Source organism: Micromonospora sp. WMMA1949 (assembly GCF_027460145.1).
Taxonomy (GTDB): Bacteria; Actinomycetota; Actinomycetes; order Mycobacteriales; family Micromonosporaceae; genus Micromonospora.
This window is the reverse complement of record NZ_JAPZBG010000001.1, coordinates 3,620,802-3,646,318: the sequence shown is the minus strand read 5'-3', so window position 1 is coordinate 3,646,318 and position 25,517 is coordinate 3,620,802. Positions and strand designations below refer to the sequence as shown.

Genomic DNA, 25,517 nt, shown 5'->3' with positions numbered 1-25,517 from the left:
CGGGTCAGCCGGTCGCGCCCCGCCCGGCGACCCGGAGGTCTCCGGTACGCCGCAGCTTCTGCCAGCCCAGCCGGCCGCCGGTCAGCGCGGTGCCGACCGCCTGGAGCAGCACCAGGTACATCACCTGCCGGTAGACGAACTGCTGCAACGGCAGCACCCAGAGCACGCCGAGCTTCTCCCGGTCCAGCCGGAAGGCCAGCACCGCGGTGAGGAACTGGAGCGCGAGCATCGCCAGCCAGGCCACCCCCGTGTCGCTGCGGTCCAGGAAGATAAGCCCGTAGATCGCGAGCAGGTCGATCACCGGTGCGGCCAGCGGCAGCAGCACCCCGAACAGCGTCAGGAACGACAGGCACCGCCGGCCGAACCGGCCCGACGGACCGCTGTCGATCACCGAGCGCCGGTGCTTCCACATCGCCTGCATGGTGCCGTAGCTCCACCGGTACCGCTGCTTCCACAACTGGCCGATGGTGGTCGGCGCCTCGGTCCAGGCGCGGGCGCTCTCCTCGTACACGATGTGCCAGCCGGCGCGGCCGATGGCGATGGTGACGTCGGTGTCCTCAGCCAGCGTGTCGTCGGTCAGGCCGCCCACCTGCTCCAGCGCCTGGCGCCGGAACGCCCCGATCGCGCCGGGGACGGTGGGCATGCAGCGCAGCGTCTCGTAGAGGCGGCGGTCGAGGTTGAAGCCGATGACGTACTCGATGTGCTGCCACTTGGCGATCAGGCCGCGGCGGTTGCCGACCTTGACGTTGCCGGCGACCACGCCGACCCGGGGGTCGGCGAACGGCTGGACCAGCCGGCGGACCGAGTCCGGCTCGAAGATCGTGTCGCCGTCGACCATGACGATCAGGTCGTGCCGGGCCAGCGCGACGCCGGTGTTGAGCGCGCTCGGCTTGCCGCCGTTGGGCTTGCGCACGACCCGGACGTTCGGCAGCCCCAGCGCCGCGACGATGTCGGCGGTGCCGTCGGTGGAGCCGTCGTCGACCACCACCACCTCGATGCCGCCGGGATGGTCGCCCAGGGCCAGCGAGCGCACCGCCGCGGCGATGCCCTCCCGCTCGTTGTAGGCGGGCACGATCACCGAGACCGGTTCGGTGACCGGCGGGCCCCAGGACCAGTCGCGGCGACGGCGACGGCGCGCGTGCCGGGTGGCCAGGACGAACAGCAGCAGGGTACGGCCGACGGTGAGCACCCCGACGAGCACGAAGAAGACGCCGAGCATCCCGAACATGCCGTCGGCCACGCGTACCGCGCCGACCAGGACGTGGCCCCGCAACCGCTCGTCGAGCGTGGCCGCCGTGTGCCCGCCCACCGGGCCGGACACACCCGCGGCCGCGAACGTCTGGTTGAGTCCCTCGTTCACGGTGGTGAAGCGGTACCCGCGCTCCAGCATCGCCGGGATGTACCGGTCCAGCGCGGCCACGGTGCCGGACCGGTCGCCGCCCGCGTCGTGCCACAGCGCGATCGTGCCGGCCGTCCCGTCCGGCGTGGCGTTCGCGACCATCTCCTCGACCGGGGGCAGCTCCCAGTCCCGGCTGTCGACGTCGTTGACGACGGTGAGGTAGCCCAGCTCGCCCGCGTGCCGCAGCATCGGCCAGTCCCGGTCGGTGTAGGCGTCCGCGCGGGACGAGTACGGGAAGCGCAGCAGCGACGGCCGGACGCCTGTGGTGCTGGCGATGGCGAGCTGCGTCTGCGCGTACTCCAGCTCCCGCCGCCACTCCGGCAGCGCGGCGAGGTCGGGGTGGGTGAACGTGTGCACGCCCAGCTCGTGTCCCTCGGCCACCAGCCGGCGGGTCACCTCCGGGTTGCTGACCACCTGCGAGCCGATGACGAAGAAGGTGCCCTTGACCTGGTACTTGTCCAGGACGCGTAGCACCTCCGGCGTCCACCGGGGGTCGGGTCCGTCGTCGAATGTGAGCGCGACGGTGCCCTCCGGCAGGCGGTGCGACTGGGTGCGGCCCTCCGCGCCGACGTTGACGATCGGGCCGCCCCCGATCACCGAGCTGGGAACCTCCCGCTGACTGCCGGGCGTCACCCGGTTGTCCGGTACGAACGCGGCGTTCGTGTACGCCTCGACGACCAGCAGACCGCCCAGGACGACCACGACCATGGCGACCAGGGCCCAGCTCGGCCGGGGCAGCAGAAGCCGGCCGCGGGACCGGCGCGGGCCGGGGATCTGCGGCGCCCCGGGGATCTGCCGGACGGCCGGCACGACCGTGGGCGCGCCGTCCGGGTGCCGCCCGGCCCGGTGCCGACGGGCGGCGTGCACACGGCGGGGGTCCAGCGTGACTGTCGGCTGCTCGCTAGTCGGCGGGTTCGGACGCGCGGGCGCCTGGTCACTCATCGGCGGGCGCGACCGGCGCGGCGGGCGGGTCGACGACGGACGGCGGGTCGACAACGGGCGGCGGCACCTCGGCGGTGGGGGCGGTGGGCGGCGCGGTGGTGGCCGGCGTCCGGACGGGCCGGGGCTCGGTCGGGGCGGTCCGGGTCGGCCGGGGATACCGAGGGCTCGGCGGGACCGTGGTGGCGGGGGCGACGGAGGTGGCCGGCACCCGCACCGGAGCGGTACGGATGTCGGTGGGCGTGTCCGGCGTGGGACGGGTCGGCGCGGGCGCGGGCGACGCCGGCGGGTTCGGCGACGGCAGCCGCTGCTCGCTGGTCGGCTCGACGAACGGGATGACGCTGTCCGGGGTGATCGGACCGCCGGCGAAGCTGGCTCCCACCATGACCGTGTAGATCACACCTGCCGCACCCGCGCAGTAGGCAAGACGGCGCAGCCGCCGGCGTCGCCGCCCGCTCGGGTCTACGAAGACGGGGGGCGATTCCGGTACGACGGGAATCAGTGCTGTCGGGCCTTCCACAAGGCCAAGTGTAGATGCGAAAAATTCCCACCTTCTCCCCCGGCTAGCCGCGCTGACCAGGCAGAACGGACAGCACCGACCTCGATCTTGTAGGTTGGTTGCCGTGGCGCGCAGCGTGTACCTGACCGGCGTTGGCTCGGGCGGGGGAAAATCGACGGTGGCCCTCGGGCTGGCCGAGTTGTTGTCCCGGCAGGTGGAACGGATCGGCGCGTTCCGGCCGCTCGTGTCGGGTGACGGCACCGACCCGATCCTCGCTCTGCTCACCGAGCGCTACCGGATGGACCTGCCGGTCGACGAGCTGCACGGCGCCACGTACGCCGAGGCGAGCGCGCTCGTCGCGGACGGCCGCCGGGAGGAGCTGATCTCCCGGATCGTCACCCGCTACCGCGAGGTCGAACGGCGCTGCCCGGCGATAGTCGTGGTGGGCAGCGACTTCGCCTACGGCGACGGCACCGGCCCGCGCGAGCTGGCCTTCAACGCCCGGCTCGCGACCGAGTTCGGCAGCGTCGTGGTGCCCGTGGTGGACGGGTTCGGGCAGACGCCCGACGCGATCGCGGCCGCGCTGCGTGGCGCGTACCACGATCTGGTGGACCTCGGCGCGACGGTGATCGCGGCGCTGGCCAACCGCGTGCCGGAGCCCATGACGCTGCCCGAGCTGCCGGTGCCCGCGTACGCGATCCCGGAGGTGCCGACCGTGTCGGCGCCGACGGTGGCCGAGGTGGCCGCGGCGCTGCGCGGCACCGTGCTCACCGGCGACGAGACCGCGCTCGACCGCGACGTGCTCGACTACGTGGTGGGCGCGGCGCACGTGCCGACGCTGCTGGACCACCTCACCGACGGCGCTCTGGTGATCACCCCGGGCGACCGCGCGGACCTGCTGGTGGCCGCCGGCGCCGCGCACGTGGCCGGGCAGGTGTCGCTGGCCGGGCTGGTGCTCACGCTCGGCGAGCAGCCCGACCCGCGCGCCATGCGCCTGGTCGAGCGGATGAACACCGGGCTGCCCGTGCTGTCGGTGCCGAGCGACAGCTACGACACGGTCTCCGCGTCCAGCCGGATCGAGGGCCGCCCCAGCACCGCCAACCCGCGCAAGGTCGAGGCCGCGCTCGGCGCGTTCGAGCGCTGCGTGGACACCGACGACCTGGCCCGCCGGCTGCGGGTCAGCCGGTCCGCGCGGGTCACCCCGCTGATGTTCGAGAACGACCTGATCGACAAGGCCCGCGCCCGGCGCCGCCGGCTCGTGCTGCCCGAGGGCGCCGACGAGCGGATCCTGCGCGCGACCGAGGTGCTGCTGCGCCGGGGCGTCGCCGAGATCACCCTGCTCGGCCGCCCGGACGAGATCGCCCGCCGCACCCGGGAGCTGGGCGTGGACGTCGGTGACGCCCAGGTGGTCGACCCGGCGACCAGCCCGTGGCGGGACGAGTTCGCGCAGGCGTACGCGCGGTTGCGCGCCCACCGCGGCGTCACCGTCGAGCTGGCGCACGACATCGTGGCGCAGCCCAACTACTTCGGCACGATGATGGTGCAGACCGGCCACGCCGACGGCATGGTCTCCGGCGCCACCCACACCACGGCCGCCACCATCCGCCCGGCCTTCGAAATCATCCGGACCGTGCCCGGCGTCTCCGTCGCCTCCAGCGTCTTCTTCATGCTGCTCGCCGACCGGGTGCTGGTGTACGGCGACTGCGCCGTCAACCCCGACCCGGACGCCGACCAGCTCGCCGACATCGCCATCTCGTCGGCCGACACGGCGGCCCGGTTCGGCATCGAACCGCGGGTGGCGATGCTGTCGTACTCCACCGGCAGCTCCGGCGCGGGCGCCGACGTGGAGAAGGTCGCGGCGGCCACCAAGCTGGTCCGGGAACGCCGGCCCGACCTGCTCGTCGAGGGCCCGATCCAGTACGACGCGGCGATCGACCCACAGGTGGCGGCTACCAAGCTGCCGGACAGCCCGGTCGCCGGGCGGGCCACGGTGTTCATCTTCCCGGACCTCAACACCGGCAACAACACGTACAAGGCGGTGCAGCGCTCGGCCGGCGCGGTGGCGGTCGGGCCGGTCATGCAGGGCCTGCGGCGGCCGGTGAACGACCTGTCCCGGGGCGCCACCGTGCCGGACATCGTCAACACGGTGGCGATCACCGCCATCCAGGCCGCCGCGGAGGCGCCGGAATGAGCCGCATCCTGGTCCTCAACAGCGGATCCTCGTCGGTCAAGTACCGGCTGTACGACGGCGACGACGTCCTGGACAAGGGCACCGTCGAGCGGATCGGCGAACCCGGCGGCGGGCCGGCCGACCACGAGAGCGCCGTCCGGGAGATCATCGGCCGGCTCGACCTGACCGGCCTGGCCGGAGTCGGCCACCGGGTGGTGCACGGCGGGCGGAAGTTCAGCGAGCCGGTACGCATCGACGACGCGGTCGTCACCGCGATCGAGGACCTGGTGCCGCTGGCCCCGCTGCACAACCCGGCCAACCTCGCCGGCATCCGGGTCGCGCTGGAGGCGCTGCCGGACACCCCACAGGTGGCGGTCTTCGACACCGCGTTCCACCACACGCTGCCCGAGGCCGCCGCCACGTACGCGATCGACAAGGCCACCGCCGAGCGCTACGGCGTCCGCCGGTACGGCTTCCACGGCACCTCGCACGCGTACGTCTCGCGTCGCGTCGCCGACCTGCTCGACCGCCCGTACGACCAGATCAACACGATCACGCTGCACCTGGGCAACGGGGCGAGCGCGTGTGCCGTCCAGGGTGGGCGCAGTGTCGCCACCTCGATGGGCATGTCCCCGCTGGAGGGCCTGGTGATGGGCACCCGCAGCGGCGACCTCGACCCGACAGTCATCTTCCACCTGCGGCGCGAGGGCGGCATGGTCGTGGACGACATCGACGACCTGCTCAACCACCGCAGCGGCCTGCTCGGGCTGACCGGTGCCAACGACATGCGCGAGGTGCTGGCCCGGCGTGCCGCCGGTGACCCGGACGCGACGCTAGCGTTCGACGTCTACTGCCGGCGGATCACCGGCTACGTGGGCGCGTACTACGCACTGCTGGGCCGGGTGGACGCGATCGCGTTCACCGCCGGGGTCGGCGAGCACGCCGCACCGGTCCGGGCTGCCTCGCTGGCCGGGCTGGAGCGGCTGGGCGTCGCCGTCGACCCGGCGCGCAACGACGGCCACGGCGACCGGGTCGTCTCCCCGGACGGCGCGGAGGTCGCGGTGCTCGTGGTCGGCACCGACGAGGAGCGGGAGATCGCCCGCGAGACCCGCGAGGTGCTAGACGTCTGATCGCGTGCGCCCCGGCCCTTTGGGCGCGAACCGAACGGGCCTTTCGGGCCGGACGGGCCGGGATCGACGGCGGTCGGCCCGGTCAGCCCAGGGCGATCCAGGCGACCAGGGCGATCACCACGACGGCGGCGACGGCCACACCGGCGATCAGCGGCAGGCGCGACGGCGCCGCCGCCGACGCGGCCGGCTCGGGAGAATCGACGAATGCGCGGAACTGCGCGGTGTTGCCACTCGGGTCGGTGTAGTTCTCAGCCATGCGGCTGACCCTAGCGAAGCCCACCGGACCGGTCCGCCCCGCCGGGCCGCCACCTGCGGATCCGGTCGGCGGGATCGGGCAAACCCGGCCACCCGGTGGAGGCGGGAGCCGACCGGGTGGCGGTGCCGACCGGCCCGGACGGCGGGCGCGGGCTGCCCGCTCGGCTGCCTACCGTGCAGGTGTGAGGGGGCAGCGGCTGGTCGCCGCGCTGATGACGGCGCTGCTGGCCGGTTGCGGCACGGCCGTGGCCACCTCCGACCCGGTCCCGGGGAGCGTCGGACCCGCGCCGGAGCGCCCGTACGCGGTCGGGATGCGGCAGTTCACGCTCGACCCGGACGGCAGGCGCCCGCTGCCGGTCACCGTCTGGTACCCGGCGCAACCGTCTCCCCCACCGTCGCACACAGCCGGGCCTCTTTCGGCCGGCACCGGCTCGACAGGCGCCGATCACGTGCCGGTCCTGCCGGGCCCGCGCGGGCCGCGCGTCTCGGCCCTGCCGTCCCGGCCGTCCGTCGTCGCGACTCCCTCCCGGTCCGGACGCGCCACACCGGCGAGCCCCGGCCCGGAGCGTGGACCACGCGTCCGGCCGGGAGCCCCGTTCGCCGCCGGACGGTTCCCGGTGGTGCTCTACAGCCACGGGCTGCGCAGCCTGCCCGCCCTGCACGCGGCGCTGACCAGCCGCTGGGCCGCCGCCGGTTTCGTGGTGGTCGCGCCCACCTACCCGCGGACGAACCAGCGCGCCCGCCCGTTCACCCGCGAGGACGTCCGCAACCAGCCCGCCGACGCCTGGCGACTGATCCGCCACCTGGTCCGCCTCGGCGCCCGCCCCGGGGATCCGCTCGGCGCGCACCTGGCGGTGGACCGGTTCGCCGCCGCCGGGCACTCGGCCGGCGGTCACACCACGCTCGGCATGTTCGCCTCCGGGCAGCCGTACCCGCTGCGCGCCGGACTCGTGATCGCCGGTGGCCGGATGGTCGCCGGGCTGTCCCGGCCGCTCGCGCCGATGCTGTTCGTGCACGGGAGCGCCGACCGGATCGTGCCGGAGTCGATCGGCCGGGCCGCGTACGCCCGCTGTCTCGGCCCGGCCGCCTTCCTGAGCCTCACCGGTCAGGGCCACGGCGAGTACCTGACGCCGGGGCGGCCCGGTTTCCCCCAGGTGCTCGCCACCACCACCGACTTCCTGCGCTGGACGCTCTACGCCGACCGCGCCGCCCTGCGCCGCCTCCCCGCCGACGCCACCGCCCCCGACCAGACGACCTTCACCACCCGCTCCCTGCCCACCTGACCACCACCCGCCCTCTCCGTCGCCGACGATCATGAGGTTGGCGGCGACAAACCGGGCAGCCGATGCCGTCAACTTCATGATCGACGCGGCCCCCCGGGGCGGGTGGGTACGGTGCCGGGGTGGACGGGACAGAGGGGCGGCAGCTGGGGGCGATCCGGGAAGTCGTCGGCGCCGGACCGTGGGCGGGCACGCCCCTGCCGGACGGCATGCTGGCCGGGCCGCCCGGCCGGATCGGCACGCTCGCGGCGCCGGTGATCAGCGTCGCGGCGCAGATCGAGTTCAAGGAGATGTTCCCGGTCTGGATGCCGGAGCGCCCCCGCCGGGCCAAGGACGCGGCCGACCTGGCTCGCCTCCGGGCGTCAGCGGGTGGTCACCCGGCGCGCTGACCGCACCTGATGGCAGGAATCGCGAGGCACAATCGAGTTCATGCGCCGTCGTCCCGTCGCCCTGCTCACCGCCGCCGTGCTCGGCGCCGCCCTCGCCGGCTGCTCGGAGCAGCCCAGTGCCCCCGCCGAGCGGCCCGCCCCCGACGCCCCACCGACGACCACCACACCCGCTCCGCGCGTACCCGCCGGCAAGGCCCCCACGGAGAGCTTCGCGGTCGGCGTACGCCAGGTGAAGCTGAACCGCGACGGCGACCGGCCGTTGCCGGTGACCCTCTGGTACCCGGCGGCGGGCGCGGCCGGTGGCGCGGTCGAGCGCTCCGCCCCGGCGGCGGACGGGCGGTTCCCGGTGGTGTTGTTCAGCCACGGGCTCAGTGCCCGGCCGGAGGACTACCAGGCGCTGCTGACCCGCTGGGTGGCGGCCGGGTTCGTGGTCGCCGCGCCGCGGTTCCCGCACACCTCCCGGGGCACCGACGGCAACCCGCTGGACGTGCTCAACCAGCCGGCCGACGTGTCGTACGTGCTGACGCAGGTGCTCGCCCTCGGCGAGAAGGCGGGCGATCCGCTGCGCGGCCGGCTGGACCCGGAGCGGGTGGCCGCGACCGGCCACAGCGCCGGCGGCGTGACCACGATCGGGCTGTTCACCGCGGGCCGGGACGAGCGGCTGGACGCGGGCATCGTCTTCGCCGGCACCGCGCTCGGTGTGGGTACCGCGTTCGCCGGCGCCGCCGCGCCGCAGCTGTTCGTGCACGGCGAGGCCGACGAGGTGGTGGCGTACGCGGCGGGCAAGGCCGTCTTCGACGCGGTGCCGTGGCCGAAGGCGATGCTCAGCCTGCCCAAGGGCGACCACGGCCGGGCGCTGCTGGGCGACGGCAAGGCGCTGGGCGTGGTCGCCGACACCACAGTCGAGTTCCTCCGCTGGACGCTCTACGGCGACCCGGCGGCGAAGAAGCGCCTCCCGGCCGACGCCGCCCGGGGCAACCTGGCCACCCTCGACGACCGCCTGTAAGGAAGGGCCCCTTCTTAACGTCTCCGGTAGAGAAGGGGCCCCTTCTTAACAAGCCGACCGCGCGGCCGGCGCGCGCCGTGCGCGTCAGGCGGTGTGGTCGACGACCACCTTGCCGAAGACCTCACCGGAGTGCAGCCGGGCGAACGCCTCGGAGATCTCGCTGAACGGCACCACCCGGTCGACCACCGGGCGCACCTCGTGCTCGGCGCAGAACGCGAGCAGCTCGGTCAGCTCGTCCGGCGTACCCATCGAGGTGCCGAGGATCTCCAGCTGCATGGCGAAGACCCGGCGCAGGTTGATCTTCGGCTCGTGCCCGGCGGTGGCGCCGGAGACCACGATCCGGGCCATCGGGGCGGCCGACTTCAGCGAGTGGTCGAACGTGGCCGCGCCGACCGTCTCGATCACCACGTCGACCCGCTCCGGCAGCCGCGCGCCCGGTTCGAGCGCGGTCGCGCCCAGTTCGGTGATCCGCTCCCGCTTGGCGGCGTCGCGGCTGGTCGCGTACACCCGCTTGCCGAGCGCGACGCCGAGTGCGACAGCCGCGGTGGCCACGCCACCGCCGGCGCCCTGGACCAGCACCGACTCGCCGTCGGCGACCCGGCCCTTGGTGGTCAGCATCCGCCAGGCGGTGAGCCAGGCCGTGGGCAGGCACGCCGCGTCGGTCGCCGACAGGCCGTCGGGCAGCGGCAGCAAATTCATCCGGGGTACGGCGACAAGCTCGGCGAACGTGCCCTGGTAGTGCTCGGAGAGGATGGAGACCCCGCGCGGGTCACCGGGGGTGGGCACGACCGGGTAGATGACCACCTCGTTGCCGTCCGGGTCGGTGCCGACCGCGTCACAGCCGAGGATCATCGGGAGCTGGCCGGCGGTCAGGCCCACGCCGCGCAGCGACCAGAGGTCGTGGTGGTTGAGCGAGCTGGCCCGTACCTGCACGGTGACCCAGTCGTCCTGCGGGTGGGTCGGCTCGGGACGGTCGCCGACGGCGAGCGCGGCGAGCGGGTTGTCGGCGTCGAAGGCCGAGGCATAGGCAGCACGCATGATCGGCACGGTAACAAGCTGAGCAGCAGTTAAGAAGGGGCCCTTCCTCTACCGGAGGCGTTAGGAAGGGCCCCTTCCTTGCATCTCAGCGGCGGGCGACACCGTCGCGGCGGGCGGCCTCCGCGACCGCCTCGGCCACCGCCGGCGCGACGCGCGGGTCCAGCGGCGACGGCACGATGGCGTCGGCCGTCAGCGACTCGGCCACCACCCCGGCGATGGCGTCGGCGGCGGCCACCTTCATCGAGTCGGTGATCCGGGTGGCCCCGGCGTCCAGCGCGCCCCGGAACACACCGGGGAACGCGAGCACGTTGTTGATCTGGTTCGGGTAGTCGCTGCGCCCGGTGGCGACCACCGCCACGTGCCGGGCGGCCACCTCGGGGTGCACCTCCGGGGTGGGGTTGGCGAGCGCGAACACGATGCCGCCGGGGGCCATGCCGGCCACCGCCGCCTCCGGGATCTGGCCGCCGGAGACGCCCACGAGCACGTCCGCGTCGCGCAGCGCCTCGGTGATGTCGCCCTGCCTGCCCTCGGCATTCGTCATCTCGGCCAGTTCGGCCTTGGTGCCGGTCAGCTCGCGGTGCCGGCCGATGATGCCGCGCGAGTCGCACACCACCACCCGGTCCGGGTCGACGCCGCCGGCGATCAGCATCTTGGTGACCGCCACCCCGGCCGCGCCCGCGCCGCTGACCGCCACCCGCAGGTCGCCGAGCTTGCGGTTGAGCAGCGTCGCGGCGTTGCGCAGCGCGGCGAGCACCACGATCGCGGTGCCGTGCTGGTCGTCGTGGAAGACCGGGATGTCCAGCGCCTCGTCGAGCCGGCGCTCCACCTCGAAGCAGCGCGGGGCGCTGATGTCCTCCAGGTTGATCCCGCCGAACGAGGGCGCGAGCGCCTTGACCGTCGCGACGATCTCGTCCACGTCCTGCGTGTCCAGGCAGACCGGTACCGCGTCCACGCCGGCGAACTGCTTGAACAGCACCGCCTTGCCCTCCATCACGGGCAGCGCGGCGCGCGGGCCGATGTTGCCCAGGCCGAGTACGGCGGAACCGTCGGTGACCACGGCGACGGTGTGCGACACCCAGGTGTAGGTGTCGGCGAGCGCGGGGTCGGCGGCGATCGCCTCACACACCCGGGCGACCCCCGGGGTGTACGCGAGGGAGAGGTCCTCACGGCTGGTCAGCGGCACGGTGGAGGCGACTGCCATCTTGCCGCCGACGTGCAGGCGGAAGACGGGATCGGCGGGGTCCGGGGTGGACGAAGACATGGTGACTCCAGGATCTGTCGAGCAGACGGACCGGCCGGCGTGGTCAGCGGTGGTCAGCGACCGGCGGCGCGGCGGTGCGGGGGTCACCCGGGCACTTTTCGAGCATAGTCACGCACCGGCGCCCAGTATGTGAGCGGGGTCATATCCGCTCCGGTCGTTACCTGCTCCTGACCCGTCCCGGGCGCGGCCACCAGCGGGCCACCACCCGGCCGCGGACGTCGGCCACCCCGTACGCCCGGGAGTCGTCGGTGACGAACTCGTTGTCGCCGCGCAACCACCATCCGCCGTCGCGCGGTTCCACCGCCCGCTTGACGACGAGCAGGTCGGGACGGCTGCGGAACACCGCGACGACCACGTCACCGGGGCGTACCGGCCGGCCTCCGGTGCGCACCAGGACCGCGTCGCCGTGACGCAGCGCCGGGGCCATGGAGGGGCCGGTCACCAGCACCGGCACCAGCGGGCCGCGCAGGGCCGGTAGTCCACCGGTGGGCGCCATGTCACCTCCCAGCCCCCGAGGGCGTCTCCAGGAGTAATGTCGTCTTGGATCATCGCAAACAACCCATGGAGGACCCTGATGCGCCTTCCCCGCATCCTCACGCCCCGGGTGACGGCCAGCGCTCACTGCGACCTGCCCTGCGGCGTCTACGACCCGGCCCAGGCCCGGATCGAGGCCGAGTCGGTCAAAATGATCTGCGAGAAGTACCAGGCCAACACCGACCCGGAGTTCCGCACCCGCGCCATCCTGATCAAGGAGCAGCGGGCCGAGCTGGTCAAGCACCACCTGTGGGTGCTCTGGACCGACTACTTCAAGGCGCCGCACTTCGAGAAGTACCCGCACCTGCACCAGCTGTTCAACGAGGCCACCAAGCTGGCCGGCGCAGCCGGCGCCAAGGGTGGCACCGACCCGGCCAAGGCCGACGAGCTGCTGGCGAAGATCGACGAGATCTCGAAGATCTTCTGGGAGACCAAGCAGGCGTGACGTCGCCCGACGGCACTCCGACGATCCGGCCGGTACGTCCCGAGGACGTACCGGCCGTCGTCGCCATGGTGCACGAACTCGCCGAGTACGAGCGCGCGCCCGAGCAGTGCCATCTCACCGCGGCACAGCTCGAGGCGGCCCTGTTCGGCCCGTCCCCGGCGCTGTTCGGCCACGTCGCCGTCGACGCGTCGGACCAGCCGGTCGGCTTCGCGCTCTGGTTCCTCAACTTCTCCACCTGGGCCGGTGTGCACGGCATCTACCTGGAGGACCTCTACGTCCGCCCGGACGCCCGGGGCACCGGCGCGGGCCGGATGCTGCTGGCCACCCTCGCCGCGATCTGCGTCGAGCGGGGCTACCAGCGGCTGGAGTGGTGGATGATCAACTGGAACCCGGCGGCCCGCTTCTACGCCGCGATCGGCGCCACGCCGATGGACGAGTGGACCCCGTACCGGCTGGCCGGGCCGGCGTTGCGCGAGCTCGCCACGCACGCGACGGCCGCGCCCACGCGGTCGGCCCCCTGACCGGGTAGAGTCCCGCACCGGGGGGAGGAGCCGTGACTCAACTGACCGGGCACCCGGCGACCGACGACGACGTCGTCCATCTCACCGTGCCCGCCGACGGTGGCTACCTCGGCGTGCTCCGCACCGCCACGGCCGGGCTCGCGGCCCGGCTCCAGTTCGCCCTCGACGAGATCGAGGATCTGCGTATCGCCGTCGACGAGGCGTGCGCCATGCTGCTCGCCATCGCCACCCGCGACGCCGAGCTGGAGTGCCGGTTCGCGGTCACCGAAGACGCGCTCACCGTCGAGGTGACGGTGCCGACGGTCCGGGGCGCCACGCTGCCGTCCGAGTCGTCGTTCGCCTGGAAGGTGCTGACCGCGCTGACCAGCGGGGCGAACGCCCAGGCGGCCGGCGGCCGGGCCACCATCTCGCTTCTCACCCGCCGCGCCGGCGGCTTCTGACCAACAAGCGGCCGGCGTCGTCCAGGCCCCGCGGGCTCTCAGCCGGCCGGCTCACCGAAGCCCAGCGCGCGGTTCGTCGGACCGCTCACCAGCAGCCCGACCATGCCGATCCCGAGCGCGATCAGCGGTACGCCGAGCCAGCCCATGCCGCCCTCGATCATGAACCAGCCGACCGGCAGCAGCATGAGCTGCAGCACGATGGCCGGCGCGCGGGCCCCGGCGCGGCGGCGGGACAGCGCGCCGCCGAGCGCCCAGAGCGCCACCGCGCCGCCGACCGCGAAGACGGTCACCAGCAGCGCCGAGGTCAGGTCCGTCGTGTCGGCGGTGAGGTCGGACCAGATGAGCCACACCGCGATCAGCCCCAGCGCCACCGCCTGGACACGTAGCAGGAGCACCGCCGCGCGCAGCGTGCCGGGGAGCGGGTCGGAGTCGATCGTCACGGGCGCCACGATACCGGTGGGTAGTCGCGGTACAGTGCCGCCCATGCGGGCCGTCCTGGTGGTCAATCCGAAGGCCACCACCACCAGCGAGCGCAGCCGGGACGTGCTGGTCCGGGCGTTGCGCAGTGAAGTCGACCTGTCGGTGCGGTACACCCGCCGACGGGGCCACGCCATGGATCTGGCCCGGGAGGCCGCCCAGGAGGGCGTCGACCTGGTCGTCACGCTCGGCGGCGACGGCACCGTCAACGAGGTGGTGAACGGCCTGATGGCGGCGGAGCCGCCGACGTTCCGCACCGGACAGACCTCGGCCGAGCGGCTGCCCGCGCTGGCCACCGTGCCGGGCGGTTCGACGAACGTCTTCGCCCGCGCGCTCGGGCTGCCCCGGGAGTGGCCGGACGGCACCAGCATGATCCTGGAGGGGCTGCGGCTGGGCCGGTCCCGCACGATCGGGCTGGGCCGGGCCGACGACCGCTACTTCACGTTCTGCGCCGGCTTCGGGCTGGACGCGGCTGTCATCCGCCGGGTGGAACAGGCCCGCAAGAAGGGGCGCGTCTCCACTCCGGCGCTCTACTTCCGCTCCACCGCGAGTCAGTACTTCGTCGGCTCGGACCGCCGCCACCCGTCGATCACGCTGGAGCGCCCGGGTGAGGCGCCCGACACGGATCTGGCCACCGCGATCATCCAGAACACCGCGCCGTGGACGTACCTGGGCGACCGGGAGATCAACCCGAACCCGGAGGCGTCGTTCGACCTGGGGCTCGACGTGCTCGCGCTGCGGCGGTTGCGGGTGGCCAGCACGGCCCGCACGGCGGCGCAGTTCTTCTCGAAACGACCGGATCCGCACGGCAAGCAGGTGCTGCGGCTGCACGACGTGGCCGAGTTCACGCTGGTCTCGGAGCGTCCGTTGCCGTTCCAACTGGACGGGGACTACCTCGGCGAGCGGGAGAAAGTCCGATTCACATCCGTACCGGCCGCACTGAGAGTAATCTGCTAGGTCTCGGGTATCCCAGTCGGTTGACGCGGACCCCCCGCCGCGCGGGCGCGGTGGCCGCCACGCCGAGGAAGGGTGCCGGAAATGTCAGCAACCTCACGCAGACCGTACTACATTGATTAACGACTGTGGCACGCCGGGTAACCAGGGCTCTGGCAAACCCGGACAAATGGGTGGTGAGCCCGCTCACTGTTCGGAGTTTTTCCGAGCGTCACCCTTGACATCGCTGTAGTTCGTGAAAGTATTCACAAGCGAACTCGTGTTGCCGGGACATTGCCTGGATATGCTCGTTCGGTTGAGCTGTTCCAGCAGGTCCCCGGCCCCGCAGCCTGCTCACGCAGCGCCGAATTGATGGATGCTGACCGTCACCATTCGGCAATGCGGACGCAAATAGAAAAAGCAACGAAGCGTTATCTGGCCACCCACTAAGAATGAGGAGTGTTGCCGCCATGGACTGGCGCCACGATTCGGTCTGCCGCGACGAGGACCCGGAGCTGTTCTTCCCGATCGGGACGTCCGGTCCGGCCCTCCTGCAGGTGGAGCAGGCGAAGGCCGTCTGCCGGCGCTGCCCCGTGACCGACCAGTGCCTGCAGTGGGCGCTGGAGTCCGGTCAGGACGCCGGCGTCTGGGGTGGGATGAGCGAAGAGGAGCGCCGCGCGGTGAAGCGCCGCGGCGGTCTCCGGGTGCTGCGCGCTCACTCCGCCTGACCCGTACACGCTGACCGCCCCGGCCGGGATTCCGGCCGGGGCGTTCTGCTGTCCCGGACCGGGTCAGCCTGCCACCGCCTCCACCCGCCGCCGGACCAGGTCCGCCAGCTCCGGCAGGTCGGTCAGCGGATCGGCCACCGCCACCGCGCCGGCCGACCGGGCCGACGCGCGTACCCCGTCGTGGAACCGGCCCGGGGCCAGGAAGTAGGCCGCCACCGCCACCCGGCGGGCGCCCGCCGCGCGCAGTCGCGCCACCGCGTCGCCGACCTCCGGAGGCGCCGCCGAGGCGTACGAGACGCGGCAGGGCAGGCCCAGCCCGGCACCGAACGCCGCCGCGACCCGGCCCACCGAGGCCCGCGCCGCCGGATCCCGGGTGCCCGCCGCCGCCAGCACCACCGCGTCCAGCCCGCCCGGCCCGTCGCCGGTCGCCTCCGCCAGGCGTCGGCGCAGCCCGCCCAGCAGCCCGCCGTCCACCCCGTCGCCGGTCGGCCCCAGCACGTCGGTCACCCGTACCTCGATGTCCGCGCCGGCCGCCGCGACCGCCGCCGGGATGTCCACCTTCCGGTGGTACGCGGCGGTCAGCAGCAGCGGCACCAGGACCGCCCGGGAGTGGCCGTCGGCGGCCAGCCCGCGCAGCACCTCGGCCGGCCCGGGATCGGTGTGGTCGAGCCAGCTCGGCAGCACCGGACGGCCGGGGCAGGTGTCCGCCACGGCGCGGGCCAGCGCCCGCGTCGCCTCGGCCGCGCGCGGATCACGGCTGCCGTGGGCCACCAGCACCACCGGTGGCCCGGCGCTCAGGTGTGCAGGCCGCACTCGGTCTTCTCGAACATCGCCCAGCGCCCGGAACGCGGGTCCTCCCCCGCCCGGGTCCGCCGGGTGCACGGCCAGCAGCCGATCGAGCCGTAGCCGCGGGCGAACAGCTCGTTGACCGGGATGTCGTACCGGGCCACGTAGGCGTCCACCTCCCGCTGCGTCCACGCCGCTATCGGGTTCACCTTGACCTTGCCGCGCCGCGCGTCGAAGCCCACCACCGGCGTGTTCGCCCGGGTCGGCGACTCGTCCCGGCGCAGCCCGGCGGCCCAGGCGTCGTACCCGGACAGCGCCCGCTCCAGCGGCTCCACCTTGCGCAGCTGGCAGCAGTCGTCCGGGGACCTGTTGAACAGACGCGGACCGTACTGGCCGTCCTGCTGCCCCACGGTCATCCGGGGCCGGATCGAGCGCACCCGCACCGGCATCCGGCGGGCCACCTCGTCGCGGACCTTCAACGTCTCCGGGAAGTGCAGCCCGGTGTCCAGGAACACCACGTCGACGCCGGGCGCGACCCGGGAGACCAGGTGCGCCAGCACGCCGTCGGCCATCGAGCTGGTCACGCAGAACCGCTCGCCGAACGTCTCCACCGCCCACCGCGCGATCTCCAGCGCGGGCGCGTCCGCCAACTCCCGGCCGGCCTCCTCGGCCAGCGCGCGCAGCTCGTCCGGGTCGCGGCGGGCCGGCGCGGCCGGACCGATCAGCCCGAGGCCGGCGGCCGAGACGAGGCCGGTCACCGGGTCACCGCCCGGCTCAGCAGGCCGGTGAACTTCACCGCGAAGACCCGCGCGCAGGCGTGGCACTCCCAGGCGCCGTGCCCGGCCTCGTGCGGCCGCAGGTCCTCCTCACCGCAGTACGGGCAGTAGAGAGGCGCGGATCGGGCATCGCTCATCGGAGCTCCTCCTCGTCGACTCTGATCACCCAGTTGGCGAACGTCTCGCCCTCGGTCCGGCCGGCCAGGTAGCGGCGGGCCAGTCGTTCCACGTACGCCGGAAGCTCCTCCGCGGTGGTCTTCAGACCGCGCAGCTTGCGGCCGAAACCGGCGGTCTGCCCCTGCGCCATGCCGAGGCCGCCGCCGAGGTGCACCTGGAAGCCCTCGACCTGCCGGCCGTCCGGGCCGACCACGAGCTGGCCCTTGAGCCCGATGTCGGCGACCTGGGTGCGGGCGCAGGCGTTCGGGCAGCCATTGAGGTGGATGGAGATGTCCGCGTCGAAGTCGCGCAGCTGCTCCTCCAGGCGCGCGACCAGTTCCTCGCCGCGCCGCTTGGTCTCGACGATCGCCAGCTTGCAGAACTCGATACCGGTGCAGGCCATCGTGCCGCGCCGCCAGGCCGACGGCCGGGCCTCCAGGCCGATCCCGCGCAGCGCCGCGACCAGCTCCTCGGTCCGCTGCGGCGGCACGTCCAGCACGAGCAGCTTCTGGTACGGGGTGAGCCGCACCCGGCCGCTGCCGTGCGCCTCGACCAAGTCGGCGAGCTGCGCCAGCTGGGTGCCGGAGACGCGGCCCACCACCGGGGCCGCGCCGACGTAGTTCGCGCCGTCACGCTGGGCGTGCACACCGATGTGGTCGACCGGCTTCGCCGGCAGCTCCGCGGCCGGACCGTCCAGCAGCGTGCGGCCCAGGTACTCCTTCTCCAGCACCTCGCGGAACCGCTCCACGCCCCAGTCGGCGACCAGGAACTTCAGCCGGGCCCGGTTACGCAGCCGGCGGTAGCCGTAGTCGCGGAAGATGCCGACCACACCGGCCCAGACGTCCGGCACCTCGTTGAGCGGCACCCAGACGCCGAGCCGCTTGGCCAGCATCGGGTTGGTGGACAGCCCGCCACCCACCCAGACGTCGAAGCCGGGACCGTGCTCCGGGTGCTCCACGCCGAGGAACGAGATGTCGTTCGCCTCGTACGGGGTGTCGACCAGCCAGGAGATCGAGGTCTTGAACTTGCGGGGCAGGTTGGAGAACGCCTTGTCGCCGACGTACCGGCGGACGATCTCGTCGATCGCCGGAGTCGGGTCGAGCACCTCGTCGCGGGCCACTCCGGCGACCGGGCTGCCGAGCACGATCCGGGGGCAGTCGCCGCACGCCTCGGTGGTCTGCAGGCCGACCGCCTCCAGCCGGCGCCAGATCTCCGGCATGTCCTCGACCCGGATCCAGTGGTACTGGATGTTCTGCCGGTCGGTGATGTCGGCGGTGTCCCGGGCGAACTCGCGGGAGATGTCCGCGATCACGCGGAGCTGGGCCAGGTTGAGCTGGCCGCCGTCCACCCGGACGCGGAGCATGAAGAACTCGTCCTCCAGCTCGTGCGGCTCCAGCACGGCGGTGCGCCCGCCGTCGATGCCGGCCTTGCGCTGGGTGTAGAGGCCCCACCAGCGGAACCGGCCGCGCAGGTCCTGCGGGTCGATCGAGGCGAAACCGCGGTGGGCGTAGATGTTCTCGATCCGGTCCCGCACGTTCAGCGGGTCGTCGTCCTTCTTGATCCGCTCGTTGGGGTTGAGCGGCTCACGGTGTCCGAGCGCCCACTGCCCCTCGCCGCGTGGCCGGCGGGGCGCACGGGCGGCAGGCGCCGGGGTGTCGGGACGGGTCGGGGTGCTGCTGACCGCCATCGCGGCGTCCTCCATGGTCTGCTGCGGTGCCTGGGAGCGCGGGCGCGGCGGCCGACCCTGGAGAGGGCCGTGGACGGCGATGTCGATGACGGCCGGCGCGAGTACGCGCCCGAGACGGAAAGGTCGGGCGTCGTCAGTGGGCCGGACAGATCGCGCTGCGCACGCGGCCGTAATCGACGTGGCGGCGAGCCACGAAGCGGCGGACGACAGCGGCGGTCATGTGCCTCATGCTGCCACATCACGCCCTGCCCGACCACAGCTCCGCACTGTGATCCCACATCACGGGCCCACCCCGCCCGCACCCACCCCGCTGATCATGAAGTTGGCGGGGACAAAGGGGACGGTGGATGCCGTCAACCTCATGATCGACGGGGCCGGGCGGGTGGGTTTCGGTGGAGCGGGCGGGTGGAGGGGAGCGGGCGTGTGACGCTGCGGGGGTGAGGAGGTTCGCGCCCGCGTCTGCCCGCGGCCGGTCGGGTCCGGTGGTGTGGGTGGTTCCCGGACTGCTCACGCTCGTGGTGACGCTGGCGGGCATCGGGCACGCCCAGCCGTGGCGGGACGAGCTGGCCACCTGGAGCGCGGCCACCCGGCCGGTACCGGACCTGATCCGGATGACCCGCACGATCGACGCCGCCACCGGGCCGTACTACCTGCTCGCGCACGGCTGGACGGCGCTGGCCGGTACGTCGCCGACGGCGTTGCGGCTGCCGTCGGCGCTGGCCATGGCGGTGGCCGCCGCGCTCACCGCCCGCCTCGGCGCGGTGCTCGTCGGCCGTCGCGCCGGGCTGCTGGCCGGAGTGCTGTTCGCGGTCCTGCCGGTCACCTCGCGGTACGGCCAGGAGGCCCGCCCGTACGCCCTCGCGACGCTGCTCGCCGTGCTGGCCACGCTGCTGCTGGTCGAGGCGCTGCGCCGGCCGGGGCGGTGGCGCTGGGCGGGGTACGCCGCAGCGGTCGCCGCGCTCGGCCTGCTCCACCTGCTCGCGCTCACGCTGCTCGCCGCGCACGCCGTGGTGGTGCTGCTGGCCGCCGCACGTGGGCCCGCGGCGGTCGTAGATGCGCCCGGCCAGTTCCGAGCCGAGATGCCCGACGCGAGCCGGCCACGTCGCAGACACCCACGACGTTCCACCCAGCCACGAGATCGAGCGCCGGTGGAACGCCACGGGTGTCACGGCGCCCCGCAGACACCCACGGCGTTCCACCCGGCCACCAGATCGAGCGCCGGTGGGACGTCACCGGTATCACCGCATCCCGGGGGGAGCAGGGAGCACGGCACGGACGCGCCGGAAGCGGAACCGCAGGACGTGACCGGCGAGGCTCGGGAGGCGTCAGCACCCGGCCGACGGGTGCTGGCCGGGTGGCTGCTGGCACTGGTGCCGGTCGTCGTGCTCGTCACCCCGCTGGCGCTCGTCGCCCGGGGGCAGCGCGGACGGCAGCTCGACTGGGTGGACCCGGCGCGCCTGCCGGACCTGGCGGCGCTACCGGGTGCGCTGGCGCAGAGCGGCGTCGTCGGCGGGTTCGTGCTCGCGCTCGCGGCGCTCGGCACCGCCCGGCTGGGCAGACGGGCGCTGCTGCCCGCCGCCGCCGTGCTGCTGCCGGTGCTGCTGGTCTTCGCCGCCGGAGCCGTGGTGCCGCTCTGGGTGACCCGCTACCTGGTCTTCACGGTGCCGTTCGCCTGCGTACTGGCCGGCGCCGCGCCGGCGGGGACAACGCGGACCGGTCCGGCACCACAGAAGACAGGGCAACCGCTCGCGGCCGGACTCGCGGTGGTGGTCCTGGCCGGGCTGCTCGGGCTGCCCGATCAGGCGGCCCTGCGCCGTACCCACGAGTGGCCGCGCAGCGCACCCGTCGACTACGCGGGCGCCGCCCGGATCATCCGCGCCGAGCAGCGGCCGGGCGACGCGATCGTCTACTCACCCCGGGACGGGTGGCTGTTCCCGGATCTCGGCATGGCGTACCACCTGGGGCCGAGGCTGCCGCGCGACGTGCTCGTGGTCCGCGACCAGCGTCAGGACGCGAGCCTCTGGGCCGTCGAGTGCGACGATCCGGCGCGGTGCCTGGCCGGGGTGGACCGGGTCTGGCTGGTGGTCACCGGCCGTCGCGCGAACCCGACGGCGGCGGTGCCGGGCGCGAAGGGCGACGCGCTGCGCGCGGGCTACACGGTGCGGCAGGTCTGGCCCCGGCCGGGGATCACGGTGGCCCTGCTCGTCCGGTGAGGCGGTCGGTGGTGCCGCGGGCCAGCGGTACGACGATGGTCGCCTCGGTGCCGCCGTCGGCGCCGTTGCGCAGGTCGATGGTGCCGCGCAGCTCGCCGGTGACCAGCGCCCGGACGATCTGCAGGCCCAGGTTGCCGCCGCGTTCGGCGTCGAACTGCTCGGGCAGTCCCCGGCCGTTGTCGGTCACTGTGACGTGCAGTTGCTTGCGGGCCCGGTGCGCGGTGACCACCACCTCGGGCCGGGCCGCGTCGACCACCGCCTCGAGCCGGGCCGCGGTGACCGCCGCCTCCACAGCAGGAGGCGCGGCGGTCTCCTCGTCGGCCGGCGGGAAGCCGTGTTCCACGGCGTTGAGCAGCAGCTCGTTGAGCACCATCACCAGCGAGGTGGCGATCTCGGCGGGCAGGACGCCGAAGGTGCCACGGCGGCGCATGCCCACGCTCACCTCGGTGACGGCGACCTCGGTGGCGGCGCTGGCGACCCGGTCCACGATGCCGTCGAACTCGACCACCTCGTCACTGGACATGGAGAGCGTCTCGTGGACGAGCGCGATCGAGGCGACCCGGCGTACCGATTCCTCGAGCGCCACCCGTGCCTCGGGCATGGCGACCCGCCGGGCCTGGAGGCGCAGCAGCGCGGCGACGGTCTGGAGGTTGTTCTTCACCCGGTGGTGGATCTCCCGGATGGTGGCGTCCTTGGTGATCAGGGCGCGGTCGCGGCGGCGTACCTCGGTGATGTCGCGGACCAGCACCAGCGCGCCGATCGGCACTCCGGCGGGCATCAGCGGCAGCGCCCGGGTGAGCATGGTGGCACCGCGCGCGTCGATCTCCCGGCGGGGTGGCGCCTCGCCGCGCAGCGCGGCGAGCACGGCGTTGCCCGCGTCGGTGCCTTCAAGGGGGTCGCCGGCGAGCCGGCGGTGCAGCTTGGCCAGGTCCTCGCCGACCAGGTGGGAGGCGTAGCCGAGGCGGCGGTACGCGGACTGCGCGTTCGGGCTGGCGTAGGTGACCTTGCCGTTGGCGTCGAGCCGCACCAGACCGTCGCCGACCCGGGGCGCCGAGGTGGTCTCGCCGGGGTGCCGGGGCGGCGGGAACGTGCCGTCGGCGATCATCTGGGCGAGGTCGTCGGCGGTGGTCAGGTAGTTCAGTTCGAGCTGGCTCGGGGTGCGCGCGGTGGACAGGTTGGTGTCCCGGCCCACCACGGCGATCACCTCGCCGGCTTCACCGTCGCCGGTGCGCAGCCGGACCGGGATCGCCTCGTGGCGGGCCGGGACGTCGCCGTACCAGACCGGGTCGCCCTCGCGCCAGATTCGCCCCTGCCGGTGGGCCACCTCCAGGTGGGCCACCTCGGCCCCGCCGACGATGCGCCCGACCTGGTCGTCCAGGTAGGCGGTCGGCGCGGTGGTGGGACGGACCTGGGCCACGCAGAGGTACGTGCCGTCGCCGTCCACCGGCACCCAGAGCAGCAGGTCGGCGAAGGACAGGTCGGACAGCAGCTGCCAGTCGCCGGCGATCCGGTGCAGGTGGTCGATGTCGGCCGGGCGGAGCGCGGTGTGCTCCTCGGCGAGGTCACGGAGGGTGGACACGCCCCACAGCGTGCCACGCCGGGCCTCACATCGTCGCCGTGACCTTCTTCAAGCCGCGCGGCGCGTCCGGGTCCTCGCCGCGTGCGAGCGCCAGGGACAGCGCGAGCCGCTGCAGCGGCAGGATGTCGAGCAGCGGCGCGTACCGCTCGTCGACCTCGGGCACCGCCATCCGGGTCTCGCCGACCTCGGCGGAGCCGACCACCACCACGTCGGCGCGGCGCTCGCCGAGCCGGGGCAGCACCTCGCGCATGGACGTACCGCCGGGGCCGGAGCCGACCACGGCGAGCACCGGGACGTCCGGGTCGGTCATGGCGAGCGGGCCGTGCAGCAGGTCGGCGCCGGAGAAGGCGAGCGCCGGGAGGTACGAGGTCTCCATCAGCTTCAGCGCCGCCTCCCGGGCGGTCGGGTACGCGTAGCCCCGGCCGGTGGTGACGAGCTGGGCGGCGAACCGGTAGCGCGGGGCGAGCCGGGCCGGGGTGTCGTCGGCGAGCGTCCGCGCGGCCAGCTCGGGCAGGCGGCTCAGGGCGGCGCGCTCGTCGGCGGGCAGCACGCCGTCACCGGCGCGTACCCCCTCGATGAGCATGAGCAGCGCGAGCAGCTCGGCGGTGTAGGTCTTGGTGGCGGCGACCGCGCGTTCGTGGCCGGCGGCGATGTCGACGCTCAGCTCGGCGGTCTCCACCAGCGGCGAACCGGGGTTGTTGGTGACGGCGAGGGTGAGCGCCCCGGAGGCGCGGGCGACCCGCAGCACCTCGGCCAGGTCGGGCGAGCCGCCGCTCTGGCTGACGCCGACGACGAGCGCGTCGGAGAGGTCGGGCCGGGCGCCGAAGACGGTGATCGCGCTCGGTGAGGCCAGCCCGGCGGGCAGGCCGAGGCGGATCTCGGTCAGGTAGGCCGCGTAGAGCGCGGCGTGGTCGGAGGTGCCCCGGGCGGTGAAGACCACGTGCCGGGGGCGGCGTTGCGCGACGACGGCCGCCACCTCGGCGATGGCCGCCGCGTGCTCGGTGGAGAGCAGACGCTCGTAACCGGCCGGCTGCTCGTCGATGTCGGCGGCCATTCCGGCCCCTGGACGCGTCACTCCAGACCTCCTTCTGCGCGTTTCCCGCGCGTTCGGTGCTCAGTCTTGCACGTTTCAGCAGGACCGATCAACGCAACGAGCAGGAGTGCGCAGTGGATCACTAATTGACGGAAGATCCCCTAGGCTTGCCCGGCTGACCGACCGACCCGATCCGGCGAGAGGACGACGTGCCCGACGACGACGCCGCGCTCTCCGCGGAGGAGGAACTCGCGCTGGCCCGGCTGGCACTGGGCGAGGGCGACCTGCGGCACGCCGCCGACCACGTGGCCGCCGCCCTGGTCCGCTCCCCCACGCTGCCCGAGGCGCACGAGACGCTCGCCCGGCTGAACGCGGCCAGCGGCGGCGACCTGGACCTCTTCCCGCTCGGCCAGCAGGCGTTCGTCGGCGCCGTGGTGGCCCGCGCGCACCTGCTCGCCGCCGCCGGGCGCCCCGCCGAGGGACTCGACCTGCTCGCCGCCGCCACCGGCTACGCGCCGGCCGCACCCTGGGCCGCGGTGCCCTGGGTGACCGCCGCCGAGCTGCCGGAACGCCTCGACCCGGAGCGCACCGCCCGGATCCTCATGCAGGTCTGCGCGGCGGCGCCGGACCCCGCGCCGCGCCGGCTGCGCGAGCCGCTCGCGCCGTACCTCACGCTGGCCCGCAACGCGATCACCGTCCACCCGGCCCATCCGCTGCTGCTGGGCGCGGCGTCCGCGCTGGCCCGGCGCCTCGGCGAGGTCACCCTCGCCGTCACCTGGGCCACCCGGGGGGTACGCGCACAGCCCACCAAACTCGGCGAGGTGTGGCTCGGGTACGCGTACCGCAGCGCCGGCCGGACCGCCGAGGCGCTCGCCGCACTAGAACGCGCTGTCGCGCTCGATCCCGACGACCTCGCTGTCTACGCGGACATCGCCGGCACGCTGGCCGACAACGGCCGGCTCGACGCGGCGCTGGGCTGGATCGACCGGGCGCTGGCGAAGGACCCCACCTTCGACTGCGCGGTGCACACCGCGCACCGGCTGCGCTACCTGCGCGACGGGAACGTGGACCACCTGGTGGCCCTCGCCGACTTCGTCCGTGACCACCCGGACGACACGCACGAGCACGGTGACCTCGCCGAGTGCTGCCGGGGCCGCCCCTGGCTCGGGCAGGTGACCCCGGCCGGCGACGACGCCCCGGCCCTCGACGGTCCCGTCCCCTCGGCGGCAGCGGTACGACGGCTCCAGCAGCTCGCGCACCCGGCCTGGGCGCACCCTCCGGCCGCGTACGACGCCGCCGTCGGGCTGGCCACACTGGACCTCGCCGACCTGCTGGCCCTGCTGGCACACCCGCCGGAGGCGCCGGAGACCGCGCTGGGCCGGGTGCTCGGCGGGCAGGATCCGGCACTGTGGACGCGCTGCGCGCAGGTCTGGGCCTGCCTCGGCCTGCTGCACCATCGCACCGACGAGCCGTGGGCCGGGTCGGCGCGGCGGCGGGTGCTGCGGGAACTGGCCACCGGTGATCTCGGCCCGGCCGCCGAGGCGGCACTGTTCGCCCTGGTCACCGCTGCCTGGGTGGATCCGGACACGCGCACCGACGTGGCCGCGCTGGTGGCCGGCCGGGTCACCGAGGTGGCGACCGGACCCGGCCGGCGTACGCCGGTGGCGGTGTCGCTGGCGTACCTGGCGCGGGCCACGCCGGCCCTCGACCCGGCGGCACGCGCCACCGCCGACCGGCTGATCGCCGACGCCGAGGGCGGTCCGCTGCGGCGTCTCTGGCGACGCCTCGCCGCCCTGTTCCACCGGGGCTGACCGCGGACGCGACGCGGCCCCGCGTACCCCCG

25 protein-coding genes are annotated in these 25,517 nt (G+C 74.0%); 12 read left to right on the top strand and 13 right to left on the bottom strand.

Going from position 1 to position 25,517, the window contains the following annotated elements; translation table 11 throughout:
- Positions 1–4 precede the first annotated feature (4 nt).
- A complete protein-coding gene (locus O7607_RS17315) occupies positions 5–2,341 on the bottom strand; it encodes a bifunctional polysaccharide deacetylase/glycosyltransferase family 2 protein (RefSeq protein WP_269704232.1) in 2,337 nt (778 codons plus the stop codon).
- A complete protein-coding gene (locus O7607_RS17310; protein ID WP_269704230.1) occupies positions 2,334–2,738 on the bottom strand; it encodes a hypothetical protein in 405 nt (134 codons plus the stop codon). The genes O7607_RS17315 and O7607_RS17310 overlap by 8 nt, the downstream gene beginning before the upstream one ends.
- Before the next feature lie 223 nt (positions 2,739–2,961).
- On the opposite strand from O7607_RS17310, the gene pta reads away from it, so the two are divergent.
- Positions 2,962–5,028, top strand: a complete 2,067-nt coding sequence (gene pta / locus O7607_RS17305; protein WP_442929488.1) for a phosphate acetyltransferase — start codon at positions 2,962–2,964, stop codon at positions 5,026–5,028.
- Positions 5,025–6,137 (top strand): acetate/propionate family kinase, encoded by a 1,113-nt coding sequence (locus O7607_RS17300; RefSeq protein WP_269704226.1) that lies wholly within the window; start codon positions 5,025–5,027, stop codon positions 6,135–6,137. Before pta ends, O7607_RS17300 begins: the two co-directional genes overlap by 4 nt.
- Positions 6,138–6,219: 82 nt before the next feature.
- On the opposite strand, the gene O7607_RS17295 is transcribed toward O7607_RS17300, so the two are convergent.
- Complete coding sequence (locus O7607_RS17295) at positions 6,220–6,393, bottom strand: hypothetical protein (RefSeq protein ID WP_269704224.1); 174 nt, start codon at positions 6,391–6,393, stop codon at positions 6,220–6,222.
- Between the two features lie 181 nt (positions 6,394–6,574).
- Between O7607_RS17295 and O7607_RS17290 the strand changes: the two genes are divergently transcribed.
- The 3 genes from O7607_RS17290 to O7607_RS17280 all read left to right on the top strand — a co-directional run bounded on the left by O7607_RS17290 (position 6,575) and on the right by O7607_RS17280 (position 9,067).
- Positions 6,575–7,675 carry an alpha/beta hydrolase family protein gene (locus tag O7607_RS17290; RefSeq protein WP_269704223.1) on the top strand — a complete coding sequence of 367 codons (1,101 nt, stop codon included), beginning with the start codon at positions 6,575–6,577 and terminating at the stop codon, positions 7,673–7,675.
- A 119-nt stretch (positions 7,676–7,794) separates the two neighbouring features.
- A complete protein-coding gene (locus O7607_RS17285) occupies positions 7,795–8,061 on the top strand; it encodes a hypothetical protein (RefSeq protein ID WP_269704222.1) in 267 nt (88 codons plus the stop codon).
- A gap of 40 nt (positions 8,062–8,101) precedes the next feature.
- Positions 8,102–9,067, top strand: coding sequence for an alpha/beta hydrolase family protein (locus O7607_RS17280; protein ID WP_269704221.1), 966 nt, complete (start codon positions 8,102–8,104; stop codon positions 9,065–9,067).
- A gap of 84 nt (positions 9,068–9,151) precedes the next feature.
- Here O7607_RS17280 and O7607_RS17275 read toward each other — a convergent pair whose 3' ends face one another.
- The 3 genes from O7607_RS17275 to O7607_RS17265 all read right to left on the bottom strand — a co-directional run bounded on the left by O7607_RS17275 (position 9,152) and on the right by O7607_RS17265 (position 11,862).
- Positions 9,152–10,114 (bottom strand): zinc-binding dehydrogenase, encoded by a 963-nt coding sequence (locus O7607_RS17275; RefSeq protein ID WP_269704220.1) that lies wholly within the window; start codon positions 10,112–10,114, stop codon positions 9,152–9,154.
- Between the two features lie 76 nt (positions 10,115–10,190).
- Positions 10,191–11,366 carry an NAD(P)-dependent malic enzyme gene (locus O7607_RS17270; protein ID WP_269704219.1) on the bottom strand — a complete coding sequence of 392 codons (1,176 nt, stop codon included), beginning with the start codon at positions 11,364–11,366 and terminating at the stop codon, positions 10,191–10,193.
- A 157-nt stretch (positions 11,367–11,523) separates the two neighbouring features.
- Positions 11,524–11,862 carry a S24/S26 family peptidase gene (locus O7607_RS17265; protein WP_269704217.1) on the bottom strand — a complete coding sequence of 113 codons (339 nt, stop codon included), beginning with the start codon at positions 11,860–11,862 and terminating at the stop codon, positions 11,524–11,526.
- 78 nt (positions 11,863–11,940) lie between these two features.
- Here O7607_RS17265 and sodN point away from each other — a divergent pair, with 78 nt between their 5' ends.
- Genes sodN through O7607_RS17250 form a run of 3 tightly spaced genes read left to right on the top strand, consistent with a single transcriptional unit; the run spans position 11,941 to position 13,306 of the window.
- On the top strand, positions 11,941–12,345 hold the full coding sequence (sodN, locus tag O7607_RS17260; RefSeq protein WP_013288353.1) for a superoxide dismutase, Ni: 405 nt from the start codon (positions 11,941–11,943) through the stop codon (positions 12,343–12,345).
- Positions 12,342–12,866 carry a GNAT family N-acetyltransferase gene (locus O7607_RS17255; RefSeq protein ID WP_269704216.1) on the top strand — a complete coding sequence of 175 codons (525 nt, stop codon included), beginning with the start codon at positions 12,342–12,344 and terminating at the stop codon, positions 12,864–12,866. Before sodN ends, O7607_RS17255 begins: the two co-directional genes overlap by 4 nt.
- 32 nt (positions 12,867–12,898) lie before the next feature.
- Entirely contained in the window at positions 12,899–13,306 is a 408-nt protein-coding gene (locus tag O7607_RS17250) for an ATP-binding protein (protein WP_269704215.1), read from the top strand.
- Between the two features lie 38 nt (positions 13,307–13,344).
- Here the strand turns inward: O7607_RS17250 and O7607_RS17245 are convergent, their stop codons facing one another.
- Entirely contained in the window at positions 13,345–13,746 is a 402-nt protein-coding gene (locus O7607_RS17245) for a hypothetical protein (protein ID WP_269704214.1), read from the bottom strand.
- A 43-nt stretch (positions 13,747–13,789) separates the two neighbouring features.
- On the opposite strand from O7607_RS17245, the gene O7607_RS17240 reads away from it, so the two are divergent.
- Both O7607_RS17240 and O7607_RS17235 read left to right on the top strand, forming a co-directional pair.
- Positions 13,790–14,740, top strand: a complete 951-nt coding sequence (locus tag O7607_RS17240) for a diacylglycerol/lipid kinase family protein (RefSeq protein ID WP_269704213.1) — start codon at positions 13,790–13,792, stop codon at positions 14,738–14,740.
- 446 nt (positions 14,741–15,186) lie between these two features.
- Entirely contained in the window at positions 15,187–15,444 is a 258-nt protein-coding gene (locus tag O7607_RS17235; protein WP_013288358.1) for a WhiB family transcriptional regulator, read from the top strand.
- Positions 15,445–15,507: 63 nt separating this feature from the next.
- On the opposite strand, the gene O7607_RS17230 is transcribed toward O7607_RS17235, so the two are convergent.
- From O7607_RS17230 to O7607_RS17215, 4 genes are read right to left on the bottom strand one after another with little or no spacing between them, the layout of a single operon-like run.
- On the bottom strand, positions 15,508–16,257 hold the full coding sequence (locus O7607_RS17230; RefSeq protein WP_269704212.1) for a sirohydrochlorin chelatase: 750 nt from the start codon (positions 16,255–16,257) through the stop codon (positions 15,508–15,510).
- A complete protein-coding gene (locus O7607_RS17225) occupies positions 16,239–16,988 on the bottom strand; it encodes a phosphoadenylyl-sulfate reductase (RefSeq protein WP_269704211.1) in 750 nt (249 codons plus the stop codon). Before O7607_RS17225 ends, O7607_RS17230 begins: the two co-directional genes overlap by 19 nt.
- A complete protein-coding gene (locus O7607_RS17220; protein ID WP_013288361.1) occupies positions 16,985–17,143 on the bottom strand; it encodes a hypothetical protein in 159 nt (52 codons plus the stop codon). The genes O7607_RS17225 and O7607_RS17220 overlap by 4 nt, the downstream gene beginning before the upstream one ends.
- Entirely contained in the window at positions 17,140–18,849 is a 1,710-nt protein-coding gene (locus O7607_RS17215) for a nitrite/sulfite reductase (RefSeq protein ID WP_269704210.1), read from the bottom strand. The genes O7607_RS17220 and O7607_RS17215 overlap by 4 nt, the downstream gene beginning before the upstream one ends.
- 482 nt (positions 18,850–19,331) lie before the next feature.
- Here O7607_RS17215 and O7607_RS17210 point away from each other — a divergent pair, with 482 nt between their 5' ends.
- Positions 19,332–21,062, top strand: coding sequence for a glycosyltransferase family 39 protein (locus O7607_RS17210; protein ID WP_332367312.1), 1,731 nt, complete (start codon positions 19,332–19,334; stop codon positions 21,060–21,062).
- On the opposite strand, the gene O7607_RS17205 is transcribed toward O7607_RS17210, so the two are convergent.
- Together O7607_RS17205 and O7607_RS17200 are read right to left on the bottom strand one after the other, a co-directional pair.
- Positions 21,037–22,641: a PAS domain-containing sensor histidine kinase gene (locus tag O7607_RS17205; RefSeq protein ID WP_269704208.1), complete on the bottom strand. Its 1,605-nt coding sequence runs from the start codon at positions 22,639–22,641 to the stop codon at positions 21,037–21,039. The two genes, O7607_RS17210 and O7607_RS17205, sit on opposite strands and share 26 nt — an antisense overlap.
- Positions 22,642–22,666: 25 nt before the next feature.
- Positions 22,667–23,695: an SIS domain-containing protein gene (locus O7607_RS17200; RefSeq protein ID WP_269707002.1), complete on the bottom strand. Its 1,029-nt coding sequence runs from the start codon at positions 23,693–23,695 to the stop codon at positions 22,667–22,669.
- Positions 23,696–23,883: 188 nt separating this feature from the next.
- Here O7607_RS17200 and O7607_RS17195 point away from each other — a divergent pair, with 188 nt between their 5' ends.
- Complete coding sequence (locus O7607_RS17195; RefSeq protein ID WP_269704206.1) at positions 23,884–25,485, top strand: tetratricopeptide repeat protein; 1,602 nt, start codon at positions 23,884–23,886, stop codon at positions 25,483–25,485.
- Positions 25,486–25,517 lie beyond the last annotated feature (32 nt).